At 46.9% G+C, this 767-nt stretch carries 1 protein-coding gene; it reads left to right on the top strand.

Going from position 1 to position 767, the window contains the following annotated elements; genetic code table 11:
• Nucleotides 1-155: 155 nt before the first annotated feature.
• Nucleotides 156-767 (top strand): ferri-bacillibactin esterase BesA (besA, locus tag ACWHAR_RS26185; RefSeq protein ID WP_452088311.1); only part of this gene is annotated, 612 nt, incomplete at its 3' end.

The raw sequence follows: 767 nt of genomic DNA on the forward strand, positions 1-767 counted from the left end.
AGTCTGCAGGTACCTTATTTGATCAAGGTGCCTTTTTTATTCGGGAAAAAGTTGACTTTCTTTGGAAGAAAACCTATTATTTGAGGTGTCTAGTTGATAGTGAAAATCATTATCATACATTGCGGTTTAGTTTAAGGAGAGGAATGTCGTACTGCATGAAAGAACAAACAACAGACCGGACAAATGGCGGGACATCAAACGCATTTACGATTCCTGGTACGGAAGTGCGTATGATGTCTTCACGCAATGAAAACCGTACCTATCACATTTTTATCTCGAAACCTAGTACGCCGCCGCCACCCGCTGGTTATCCTGTGATTTATCTGCTGGATGCCAATTCTGTCTTCGGAACGATGACGGAAGCCGTTCGAATACAGGGACGCCGACCCGAAAAAACCGGGGTGATCCCTGCAGTGATCGTCGGCATTGGCTATGAGACAGCGGAGCCGTTCTCCTCAGCACGCCACCGGGATTTTACAATGCCAACAGCCCAATCGAAGCTGCCGGAAAGGCCCGACGGCAGAGAATGGCCGGAGCATGGCGGAGCGGAGGGCTTTTTCAGATTTATTGAAGAGGATTTAAAACCGGAGATAGAACGAGATTACCAGATTGATAAAAAAAGACAAACAATCTTTGGCCATTCGCTCGGAGGGCTTTTCGTGCTGCAGGTGCTGCTAACAAAGCCCGATGCGTTTCAAACGTATATCGCAGGAAGTCCGTCCATTCATTGGAATAAACCGTTTATTCTCGAGAAAACGGACCATTTC

The sequence above is a fragment of the Bacillus sp. LR--39 genome (assembly GCF_053613335.1).